We start from the raw sequence: 10,279 nt of genomic DNA on the forward strand, positions 1-10,279 counted from the left end.
TTATTCCACACACTTTCGCCACCGGGGTGCAAAGCCGCATGATATCTATACGCATAGTAAGTTATTGGCACGCAGTGGTGCTCACTCCCTACAACTACCAATGTATTATTTTTAAGCTCGTTTGATATAACGTAGTCGGGCAGCCAGGCAATACCATTGCCTGCAACAGCGTGCACTTTTAAAAGCTCAGTCATGGATGAAACAAACACCTTTTTAAGCTTAGCGCCCGATATAATAGGCTCTAACTGCCGGCCCATGTAGGAGTCGAGACTGTAGGCTAAATGCGGTATAGGCGCTGCACTTTCTAGGTTATATAAGGCTTTGCCTTGCTCGTCACAGGCGCTAACAGGTAACAACTTAGCATTACCTATTTTTTGATGACTAAACGGCGGCAGTTTAAGGCGTTCGTTATCAAAGGCAATAAGTAAGTCGCATTCACCTTGCTCTAGCGCTTCGGTGGCTTTATCTACGTCTATAGCCTCTAAATTAAGTACAATGTCGCGCTCATCTTGCGATTGAAAGTTAGCGAGTTGTAAGGTTAAAAAACTCGCTAAAGAATGTGCGGCCGCTACCTTTACAGAATAATTTTGCTGAACTGACAACTCCTCAAGCATGCTAACCGAGGTATTCATTTGGTTAACTAAATTACGCGCCGTTATATGAAATATTTTACCGCTTGGGGTAAGAGTAATAGGCAAGTTTTCTCGGTCGATTAGGGCTGCGCCAAGGGCGTCTTCAAGGGCTTTTATACGCCGACTAAATGCAGGTTGCGTAATATGCCTAAGCGTTGCCGCTTGCGAAAAGCTTTTTGTGTGCGAGAGCGTTAAAAAATCTTCTAACCATTTACTTTCAATATTCATAGCGACCACTTAGTTATGCAATTTGTGCATGGGTGGTAAAATAATAGCATTATTCAAACTAAATAAAACACTATAAATTAAGCCTATAAACTCAATAACTGGAATGCAATCATGCTTAGAACTCTTGGCGTATTAGGCGGAATGGGGCCTTTGGCTACCGCCTCATTTATGAATCAGGTAATTGCGCTATCGCCCGCTAAAAATGATCAAGAGCATATACCTATGTTTATAAGGAATATCCCGCAAATTCCTGACAGAACAAAATTTTTAATGGGTCTTGAAGATGAAAACCCATTTTTTGAGCTTAAAAAAGGCTTTAAAGAGCTAACAAGCTTAGGTGTAAGTTGTATTGTTATTCCGTGTAATACCGCGCATTACTGGTACGACGCGCTCACTAAAAATGCCGATGTACACACCATTAGCATTGTAAAAAGCGTTATAAAACAAGTAAAAACCACGGGCAAACAAAAGGTTGGTATTTTAGCCACTACCGCTACGCTTAATATGGGCATTTACCAAAATGCGTTTAAGCAGCACAATATTGATTTTGTTGAACCAAACACTCAGCAACAAGCAGCCATAATGGATGGCATAACCGCCGTAAAAGCGGGCGATTTAAATAAAGGTCGCCACTTGTTAAGCAAGGCATACGACTTAATGCTTGCTCAAGGTGCTGACTGCGTGTTGTTTGGCTGTACCGAAATACCGCTTGTGTTAAATGAACAAGCCAAACACTCGCCAGACACCTGCCTAGATACCATTGCTATTTTAGCGCAAGAGTGCGTTAACTGGGCATATGCTAACGCCCATCAATCAACGCTTTCAAGTGTGGCATAGAAAATATCAGTTTAAACTAGAGCTAATTAATTTAGCTCTTTTGCAAAGCGTTTTCGATAGCGCTTTGTAAGCTTTGCAGCGCGTATTTGGTCACTTATTAAAGTAAAAATAGCCGAGGCATTTGCTTTAACGCGTTTGCCTTGGCCCACTCGGCGAATTTGCCTTTTTACCAGCGCCATAGTGGCAAGCCCTGCAAGGGTTTTGTCTTTAAAGGTAACACGCGGCATAAGCAGGTTTTGCGTTGGTTGTGTTTGCCAGCAATTAACTAAATTAGGCTGATAAGCCAGTGCCGTGGCCATACCAACGAGCGCTACGCCTGAGCTAATTACTCTATTTGCCACATCTAATCGGCTAATGCCACCGGTGGTCATAATGGGTATGGTTGATTGCTCGCTAATAGCTTTGGCAAATTCCAAAAAGTACGCCTCACGTGCAAGTGTACGTTCATCACCCGTTGTTCCTTGCATTGCGGGTGCTTCGTAACTGCCGCCTGAAAGCTCTACAAAATCAAGCTTTAATGCACTAAGCATATTAACAACTGCTTGCGCATCATGCGGCTCAAAGCCGCCGCGCTGAAAATCGGCTGAGTTTAACTTAACCGATACCGAAAAACCGGCGCTGCATTGCGCTTTAATACTACGTGTTATTTCAAGTAATAATCGCGCGCGATTCTCAAGGCTACCGCCCCATTCGTCATCACGCTTATTAGTTAGTGGAGATAAAAACTGCGCTAATAAATAGCCATGTGCAGCGTGTATTTGCACGCCATTAAAACCTGCTTTTTCGGCCTGTTGCGCTGTATGGGTAAAACGAGCGATAACATCACTAATCTCTCTTTTATCCATAACTGTTGGCTGGGCAAATAAGTGAGAGAGCTTACCCATATTAAGCGCAATATCAGAGGCACCTAGCGATTTACCGCCCATTTTTTTAAATACTTGACGGCCAGGGTGATTTATTTGCATCACAATTTTACAATCGTTTTGCTGCCCTAAACGAGCAAGTTCTGCAAAAGGCGTTATATCGGTTTGCTGCTCAAGGGCAAGGCCGCCTGGCCCTGTCATTGCAAGGTGGTCAATCATAACATTGCCGGTAATAATTAACCCGCACCCGCCTTTTGCCCATTCGTTGTATACATTTTTAAGCACTTGCGATGGCGTTAGGTCGGCCTCTGCGAGGTTCTCTTCCATAGCGGCTTTTACTACTCGGTTTTTAAGCGTTAAACCGCTTGGTAGGGTAAAGGGCGTAAATACAGCAGATTGTTCAAACTCAGACATAAATATAAACCATAAATTGACATTACAGGCACTATAACCTTAAAGTCAGCTTTAAGGTCAACCCGCTTTTTATAGTAGAGGTAATAATGAAAATAGGTGAACTAGCTAAGCACTCAGGTATTGCAGCAAGCACCATACGGTATTACGAAAGTATAGGGCTGCTGCCACACAGCACGCGAAATAACAACGGGTATAGGCAATACGATAAGGCCAGTGTAGAGCAGCTTAAAATGATTAAGTTTGCACAAAGTTTAGGGTTTTCGCTTGAAGAAATCCCCTCCCTGCGTAAACCTAATGAGGAGCTAGATCACAACGCCATTATTGAGCGCCTCACTCAAAAACAACATGAAGCTAATGCACTAATTGAGCAGCTACAGCGTAAGTCAGAGCGTATTGGTAATTTAATTACACTGCTTAATGCAAGTTGGTCTAATGGAGAGTGTATTGGCGATGAAAAAATAAATGAGTTATTGAATGAGGTGGAGTATTAAAGGCGTAAGCGAGTACATGTGAGCTTTAGTTGTATTAGTTTTGCGGCGCTTTACCATGAAAATTGATATAAAGCTTTTGTAAGCTGCCAGGCATTAGAGGCCAACCAACCGCAATAGTATGAGAACTTGCGCCCCAAAATAATGTTTCTACGTAATATACGTCTATGTATTCAATTACTTTTGCCTCAGTGTTTGCTAGCTTTTCAGCCATAAAACTTAAATAACGCTGGGCTTGCTCCACATAGCCAAGAGCAAAAGCGTGTGTTGTGGCTTTAGAAAACGCCTCCATTTTAAACGTGGTTTCATCTTTATCATATATGCTCAGCAACGCTTTAACTTCAGGGAATTGAGCAGTAATTTCGTGCAATAAGTTATAAATTACAACATCAGTTTTCATCACTTGAACTCCGCGCTTAAAAGTCCAAAGCATTTTAGGTCGTGAAATTGCCCTTTCCAAAAACCACTTTGTCGCCTTGTGCCTTCTTCACAAAAGCCAAGCTTTATTAAAAGCGCCTCTGATGCGTTATTTCCTGGTACTGTGTCGGCTTGTATTCGATTTATAGCACCGCAACTTAGCAATCCATCAAAGGCAGCTTTTATAATCATATGAATAGCCTCAAAAGCATAGCCTTTACCCCAATACTGGCTACTAAGGTCGTAACCAATAAATGCGTGCTTCATTGGTACTGACCAACTATTAAAACCACAAGTACCTATTAACTCATCAGTATTTTTTAAACGGATAGCCCAGCGGATCCCTTCACCATTTTTATACCGAATATTGAAAAATTCGATTAACTTATCGGCCTGTGAAACTTGAGTAAAGGGCGCCAGATCATAGTATTTAGTAACACCTTGGTCTGAAAAAAGAGCAAAAATAGCGTCTCTATCCTCATAATTAATAGGGGTTAACGCTAACCTTTGCGAATTGAGTAAGGGAAAAACCATTAACCTTCCTTTTAATGTATAAAACAGTAGAGATAAATCGAATTTAATCTAGCTCTAATTGGGCTTTTTCTACGCTTTCGTTTGGTAACTCTTTTTGAACCGATACACCTAGCTCTTTAAATTCTGAAGCTTGTTTAATTAAGTTACCTTTACCACGGTAAAGCTGTGAAAAGGCTTTATCGTAGCTTTCTTTTGCGCGGTCTAGTTGTTTGCCAACACCTTCCATACTCGTTAAAAAGCCATTGAGCTTGTTGTAAAAGCGCTCTGCACGATTCGCCAGCTCTTTAGAGTATTTGGTTTGCTCTTCAAAGCGCCACAGCTGTTTAACAATATTAAGGCTTGTAAGCAGAGTAGTTGGTGTAGCAACTAAAATGTTTTTTTCGATAGCTTGTTGGTAAATATCGCTTTGATATTTAAGCGCCTCTACAAATGCAGATTCTATAGGCACAAACATAATAACTACTTCAGGCGAATTTATACCAGGGAGACGATCGTACGATTTACTGGCAAGCTCGTTAATACGCGCGGTAACAGCATTTACATGCTCTTTAATTGCTTGGCTAGCCTCTAGCTCATTTTCGGCATTAACGTAGCGGGTATAAGCATTTAGCGATGTTTTAGCGTCAATCACTAAGTGGCGGCCCTGAGGTAAATACACCACTACGTCGGGGCGCAGTCGACCCTCTTCGGTATTAAACGATACTTCGCGTTTGTAGTCGGTACCCGCACGCAGGCCTGCGCTGTCGAGTACGTTTTCGAGCATTAGTTCGCCCCAATTACCTTGGGTCTTTTTTTGCCCTTGTAAGGCATTACTAAGTTTATCGGCTTGCTCGGTAATAGCTTGGCTTTTAGCTTGCAAGTGCAGTAGCTCAGTTTTAAGGGCTGCACGTTGTTTTAAGTCTTCAACGTGAATCGATTCCATTTTATCTCTAAAGCCTTTTAGCTCCCCTTGAACTGGCTTTAATAGTTGCTCAATGCTTTCTTGATTTAGGGTTTTAAAGCTTTGCGATTTTTCTTCTAAAATTTTATTAGCTAGGTTTTCAAACTCTTTTTTAAGCACATTTTTGCTTTGCTCTATTTGTGCAAGCTGCTCGGTAAAGTTTTGCTGCTTTTGCTCAAGCGTAGTTCGCATATTATTAAGCTCAATATCGCGCTGGTTATATTGCTCTCGCAAGGCACTAAGTTCGCCTTCGGCTTTACGCCAAAAATGGTTGTATTGAACACTTTGTTTTTCTTGCTCGCTAAAGCGAGTTTTAAAATGCTGCGCTTCATCGCGTTGCTCTTGATGTGATTGCTCGAGCAGCTCGTGCTCATCAAATAAGGCCGTGTATTGCAGCTGTTTATTGTCGTACTGGTTTTGTAATAACGATAACTGTTGCTGTTGCTCGCTAATGTGTTGTTTTAATTTATTACGAGAAGGGAGCGACACTAGGCCATATAGTACAAGCCCTGTTGCAAGCCCTGCGCTGGCACTTAACCAATCTATATGCGTTAATAGCTGAGTAAACATAAAATAAACTTATAAAATTTAGAGACATGCCATCATAACGAATAAAGGTAGTGGGGGGTAGAGGGCGTAACATTTACTAAAGGCATAAAAAAAGCCAGCTAAAAGGGCTGGCTCAATCATTACTAAATTTAGTAACCAATCAGGGAAATCAACATGAAGCTTGCTGATAACTGCAATTAATCAACAAGCGTAATAGTAGACGCCACTCATTAAATTAAGTTCACATAAAAATATAAATAATTATAAAAACTAAAATGTGGGCATAAAAAAAGCCAGCTTTAAAGGAGCTGGCTCAATCATTACTAAAATTAGTAATTAAACGGGGTAAATCAACATGAAGCTTGTGTTAACTGCAATTAATCAACAAGCATAATAGTAGACGCGCCCTTTTAAATTTAGTTCAAACAATTTATAAAAAATGTAATTTAAGGTGTTAATTACAGGCATAAAAAAAGCCAGCTAAAAGGGCTGGCTCAATCATTACTAAATTTAGTAACCAATTAGGGAAATCAACATGAAGCTTGTGATAACTGCAATTATTCAACAAGCATAATAGTAGACGCGTGTTTTTAAATTTAGTTCAAACTATTTATAAAAAATGCAATTTAAGGTGTTAATTACAGGCATAAAAAAAGCCAGCTAAAAGGGCTGGCTCAATCATTACTAAATTTAGTAACCAATCAGGGGAAATCAACATGAAGCTTGTGATAACTGCAATTATTCAACAAGCAATATAATAGACGCCGTTTGGTTAAATTAGTTCACATGCTAAGTAAAAAAATTAGCTTTTTATAAGTGATAACATTTGCTGCTCATCAAACGAAGTAAAGCTCATTGATTTATCGGTAAATAATGCATCAACAAGCGCTTGCTTATCTTGCTGCATTTTAAATACCTTTTGCTCTATTGAATTACTCATAATTAATTTATAAACAAACACAGGATTTGTTTGGCCAATGCGATAAGCACGATCGGTGGCTTGTTTTTCAACAGCAGGGTTCCACCATGGATCAAAGTGAATAACGGTATCGGCTTGAGTTAAGTTAAGCCCAGTACCGCCTGCTTTTAAACTGATTAAAAACACCGAGGTTTTGCCACTGGTAAACTCGTCAATAACTTTGTCGCGATGACGCGTTTGCCCAGTTAGCATACTAAATTTGATATTTATATCGTTTAAACGCTCTGCAATTAAATCGAGCGCAGAGGTAAATTGACTAAAAATAATCACTTTACGACCAAGGCTTAGCATTAACGGCAAATGCGTAGTTAGCCATTCTAATTTTGCTGAACCTGCTTGTGTTTCTGGCTCAATTAATTTTGGATGACAACAAATTTGCCTTAGCTTTAGTAGCGCTTCTAAAAATGCGAGCTTACTTTTTTGTGCGCCTTGCTCAGCAAATAAGTCGATGAGCTTTTCTTCTAGGGCGCGCGTAATACCTTGGTACATATCTTTTTGCTTAGGTTCAAACTCAAACTCTTTTAACAGCTCTGTTTTTTGTGGCAGCTCTTGAGCTACCTGCGCTTTTGTGCGGCGTAATATAAACGGCATAATAAGCGCTTTTAGTTGCTCAGCTCGCTCTGAATCGGCTTCGCGCTCAATAGGTGTTTGAAAGTGCTGTTTAAAGTGCGCTTGCGAGCCAAGTAATGAAGGCATTGCAAAGTCGAGTAACGATTTAAGCTCAAACAAATTATTTTCGATTGGCGTGCCGCTTAAACATAACTTAAAGTCGGCATTTAAACGCTTAACTAAGCGCGAGACTTGTGCAGTATCGTTTTTAATATATTGCGCTTCATCTAAAATAATATTTTCAAAATAAAGTGGCGAGTAATAAGCAATATCACGCTTTAATAATGGGTAAGTAGTTAAAATACATTGCGCTTGCGCTAAATGTTGTAAAGGCTCATTACGTTGTGAGCCAAAAATAGTGGTTACTTTAAGACTTTTAGCAAATTTGGTGATTTCGTTTTGCCAATTACTTACCAAACTTGTAGGGCACACTATAAGGGTAGGGCCCGCTTGCGGGCGATTAAAACTGCTGGCTAAAAAGGCGATAACTTGTAGCGTTTTGCCAAGCCCCATGTCATCAGCAAGTATGCCGCCTAATTGGTGGCGCTTTAAAAAGCTAAGCCAATCAACGCCTTGTTGCTGGTATTCACGTAGTGTTACCGAGTCATTTAAACCGTGTAAGGGCACCACTGGCATTGCCTGCTCGGTGTTGTTTAACTCATCAAGATAACGCTCAAGAGAGTCATCATGAAGGTCTATAGTAACTGCGGTATGCTTTACCAGCTCAGGTAAATAAGAAAGCGGGATATTAAATTCATCGCGTGTTTTTACAAATTCAAAGCGTTGTTTAAATTCGGTCAGTAAATTAATGGCGGCTTTACTAATAACACCAAATTGACGCCCAACAGGGTAGTAATAAAACAGCTCACTTTGACGATTTAACGATTGATACGTGGCATCATCGGTATTAAAAAGTACAGCGGCTTTGGCATCGCTTAATTGCACTTTACAATGCATTTGGTGACCTGCAGCACGGTTTACATCGAGTGTAACGTGCCCTTGGGGGTCGGCTACATTTACTTTAGTTTGAGTTACCTGCCAGCCACGCTTTTTAAAGCCAGGGAATACTTCGTAAACAAGCCAATGTAAATGTATAGGTGATTGTTTATTAAATATAAACTCACTTTGTAAACCCCCTTTACAAAACTCAAAACCTAAATTTACTAACTCATTTGTTACTGTGTTTTCAAATGCACTATTTATTAAACTCGGGGGTGCTGTTCCCGCTAAATAATTTTTATTTTTATATTTAAATAATAGCGAAACTTTAAGCCCTTGCTCATCCATAGTGGCTTTTAAAACAGCATTACCAAGTTGCTTAACATTGACTTGTTCGTTATTAGGATGCGGAATAACACCGGCGCCAAAATTGTCGGCAAGTTGTTTATAAATGCGATCAAAATTAGCATCGTGAAGTGCGGGAATTGATTGTAAATGTGCTATTTCGTCGGCGCTAAGCTGTGTTCTAATCCGGCCTACTTTAAAGTGATCGAGGTCTAAATAAGCGGGCGGCGTGGTTTTTATCAATGCCCAATTTTTACTGTGTTCAAGCTCAATAATTAATTGCGATAACTCGTTTTGTTGCTGCCAATTAAAGTTAAGCGATTGCCCAGTTTGCGCTTTAATAGCAACACGAGAGCGTTGTAAAAATAAACGGTCGGTGGCAATTAATTGTTGTAGAGCGCTAAGGCCCCATTGACCTTTTAGCTCTAAATTACCCACTGCATTTTGCGAGCGAATCCAACTAAAGAGTCTAAAGTCACTTTCGAGCAAATCGTTTGGCGTTACAAAGCTATTTAATTGTTGCTCAGTTAAATTGCGCCCAAGCGTATAATTATTTTTTTTGTCGTAATTGGCAATTTTTGGCGTCAAAAATACTTTATTGTTTTCAATGTCTAATACAAATAAAAGAACTTGCGAAGGAGCTTTAGCATCAACACTTTTAAGTGCTGTTAATTCACTAAACCAATCGTTAATAAAGTAGTCTTCTCCGTATTCACCTGAGTGCTCTATTTTAAGTTTAAATAATACAGCGGCTAAGTGCCTACATTTGGTTTTAGCATTACAGGTACAATGCGTATCAACAGAGTAACCAGTAGGTACTTTACTGATCTCAATGCGTTGGTTAAATGCTGATCCGGTGTCGCCTTGTACCGTTGAATCAATAACAGCAAAATCACTGCTGTGCTCTAACCAACTAATTTGGCCGTTTTTATAATACTCTTTGCCTTTATCGAGCACGTTGGGCCTAAACAGCTTTTTTATAAAGCGCTCAGAAAGAGGGAACAAGGTTGCCTGCTCATTTTTTATTTCTTCAAAAATAGCCAGTAAATCATTTTTTGATAAGTTAGCAGACATGTCACTCTAAGTATTAAATTTTTAAAATAATTCTGCCAGTATATTCTTTAACTGCGCACAGCAAAAGCAATATTAACGTTATATAAACTGGTTGGAGCTGCTAGGTTAGTAAAAAATCGGTTTATACGTACTTTATGGCACTTTATATACCAAAGTTATAATAGGTAAACAGCAAACACACATGTTACAAACAATTTATTAACAACGCAGGGGCTTTACAGATCAGTTTTTTACTAACAAATTCAGATCCAGCATCAAATAGTCGTAAAAACTAAATTCAGTTAGTAAAAATGCGATCTTTAGAGCAAAAATGAGGGATTTATGGGTTATAAATAGCAAAAAAGATCAGGATTTTACTAAGTGAAAAGCCCATTAGATCAGAATTTAACTAACCTAACAGGCTTTTAAGATCACTATTTTACTAAGTAATA

General features: G+C 39.6%; 8 protein-coding genes. 2 read left to right on the forward strand and 6 right to left on the reverse strand.

From position 1 onward, the window contains the following. Window positions 1–860, reverse strand: an 860-nt coding sequence (locus B2R65_RS05325; protein ID WP_286741472.1) for a LysR family transcriptional regulator, incomplete at its 3' end; no start/stop codon positions are given. 111 nt (window positions 861–971) lie between these two features. Here B2R65_RS05325 and cuyB point away from each other — a divergent pair. Next, window positions 972–1,697 carry a cysteate racemase gene (cuyB, locus tag B2R65_RS05330; protein WP_055254238.1) on the forward strand — a complete coding sequence of 242 codons (726 nt, stop codon included), beginning with the start codon at window positions 972–974 and terminating at the stop codon, window positions 1,695–1,697. A gap of 26 nt (window positions 1,698–1,723) precedes the next feature. On the opposite strand, the gene B2R65_RS05335 is transcribed toward cuyB, so the two are convergent. After that, window positions 1,724–2,974, reverse strand: a complete 1,251-nt coding sequence (locus tag B2R65_RS05335) for an NADH:flavin oxidoreductase/NADH oxidase family protein (RefSeq protein WP_286741474.1) — start codon at window positions 2,972–2,974, stop codon at window positions 1,724–1,726. 86 nt (window positions 2,975–3,060) lie between these two features. Here B2R65_RS05335 and B2R65_RS05340 point away from each other — a divergent pair, with 86 nt between their 5' ends. Next, window positions 3,061–3,465: a MerR family transcriptional regulator gene (locus B2R65_RS05340; protein ID WP_121638572.1), complete on the forward strand. Its 405-nt coding sequence runs from the start codon at window positions 3,061–3,063 to the stop codon at window positions 3,463–3,465. Window positions 3,466–3,499: 34 nt separating this feature from the next. On the opposite strand, the gene B2R65_RS05345 is transcribed toward B2R65_RS05340, so the two are convergent. The 4 genes from B2R65_RS05345 to B2R65_RS05360 all read right to left on the reverse strand — a co-directional run bounded on the left by B2R65_RS05345 (window position 3,500) and on the right by B2R65_RS05360 (window position 9,848). Beyond that, window positions 3,500–3,862, reverse strand: coding sequence for a DUF7674 family protein (locus tag B2R65_RS05345; RefSeq protein ID WP_286741476.1), 363 nt, complete (start codon window positions 3,860–3,862; stop codon window positions 3,500–3,502). Continuing rightward, a complete protein-coding gene (locus B2R65_RS05350; RefSeq protein ID WP_286741478.1) occupies window positions 3,862–4,413 on the reverse strand; it encodes a GNAT family N-acetyltransferase in 552 nt (183 codons plus the stop codon). The genes B2R65_RS05345 and B2R65_RS05350 overlap by 1 nt, the downstream gene beginning before the upstream one ends. A gap of 43 nt (window positions 4,414–4,456) precedes the next feature. Beyond that, complete coding sequence (locus B2R65_RS05355; RefSeq protein ID WP_286741480.1) at window positions 4,457–5,923, reverse strand: DNA recombination protein RmuC; 1,467 nt, start codon at window positions 5,921–5,923, stop codon at window positions 4,457–4,459. A gap of 781 nt (window positions 5,924–6,704) precedes the next feature. Further along, entirely contained in the window at window positions 6,705–9,848 is a 3,144-nt protein-coding gene (locus B2R65_RS05360; protein ID WP_286741482.1) for a DEAD/DEAH box helicase, read from the reverse strand. Window positions 9,849–10,279 lie beyond the last annotated feature (431 nt).

Source organism: Pseudoalteromonas sp. UBA2102 (assembly GCF_002331165.1).
Taxonomy (GTDB): Bacteria; Pseudomonadota; Gammaproteobacteria; order Enterobacterales; family Alteromonadaceae; genus Pseudoalteromonas; species Pseudoalteromonas atlantica.

What these genes read in the sequence shown, in the direction of transcription:
- cuyB (WP_055254238.1), top strand. Translation starts at nt 972, where the DNA reads ATGCTTAGAACTCTTGGCGTATTAGGCGGAATGGGGCCTTTGGCTACC.
- B2R65_RS05335 (WP_286741474.1), bottom strand. Translation starts at nt 2,974, where the DNA reads ATGTCTGAGTTTGAACAATCTGCTGTATTTACGCCCTTTACCCTACCA.
- B2R65_RS05340 (WP_121638572.1), top strand. Translation starts at nt 3,061, where the DNA reads ATGAAAATAGGTGAACTAGCTAAGCACTCAGGTATTGCAGCAAGCACC.
- B2R65_RS05345 (WP_286741476.1), bottom strand. Translation starts at nt 3,862, where the DNA reads ATGAAAACTGATGTTGTAATTTATAACTTATTGCACGAAATTACTGCT.
- B2R65_RS05350 (WP_286741478.1), bottom strand. Translation starts at nt 4,413, where the DNA reads ATGGTTTTTCCCTTACTCAATTCGCAAAGGTTAGCGTTAACCCCTATT.
- B2R65_RS05355 (WP_286741480.1), bottom strand. Translation starts at nt 5,923, where the DNA reads ATGTTTACTCAGCTATTAACGCATATAGATTGGTTAAGTGCCAGCGCA.
- B2R65_RS05360 (WP_286741482.1), bottom strand. Translation starts at nt 9,848, where the DNA reads ATGTCTGCTAACTTATCAAAAAATGATTTACTGGCTATTTTTGAAGAA.